Source organism: Bacillus cereus group sp. N6 (assembly GCF_016483705.1).
Lineage (GTDB): Bacteria > Bacillota > Bacilli > Bacillales > Bacillaceae_G > Bacillus_A > Bacillus_A wiedmannii.
On sequence record NZ_JAEHBI010000182.1, the window covers coordinates 1 to 786 of the forward strand.

The window sequence follows — 786 nt, forward strand, 5'->3', positions numbered from 1 at the left end:
CTATCTGCAACTGCAATGATAGCCGCCATAGCAGCAGGTAATATCATCCCATCTACACATGTTTTTGCACAAGAAAAAGTTGTACAAGAACAACAAAACAGTGCATATGCATTAGGACCAAATGGAATGAAAGAAGCCTTAGCGAAAACTGGATCGCATATGCTTGTTATGAATGTATATGCTAGTACAATGATTAAACAACCCATTGTAAACTTATCGGGTATAGATCTAGGAGCAGATGGGGACCTGTTAGTCAAGAAAATCCATAATGATCAAAATGTTAGTATTACCAACGCTAATTATTGGATGGACGTGGCAAAACCAAAAATCCAAAAGACCGCACGTAATATTGTAAACTATAATACGCAATTTCAAAATTACTATAATACAATTGCAAGTGCTGCTAAACAGAATGATACCCCTACATTAAAAGAGGGATTACAAGACTTATATACAACAATTAACGCAAATTCAAAAGAAGTAGATGACGTCATAAAGACGTTAAAAGAATTTAAGAATAAACTATATACAGATTCAACGCAGTTTAAAAATGATGTAGATGGAGCAGATGGTAAAGCTGGATTGGCAACCATTTTAGCAGGAAAAAACGCAATGATTCCACAATTAAAAAGTGAAATTGAAAGCCTACGTGGCTCTCAAAAAGCCTATCTTGACAACGTATTAGGATGGGGAATTGGTGGAGGAGTAGGTACGTTCCTATTAATTGGTGGTGCTATTGGTGGAACAATTGCAATTGTAGTGACTGGCGGAATGGCAACTCCGCTT

1 protein-coding gene is annotated in these 786 nt (G+C 36.6%); it reads left to right on the plus strand.

Annotated elements, in window-relative coordinates:
• A partial coding sequence (locus JDS99_RS30770; RefSeq protein WP_199696482.1) for a ClyA family alpha-helical pore-forming toxin occupies window positions 1-786 on the plus strand: 786 nt, incomplete at both ends.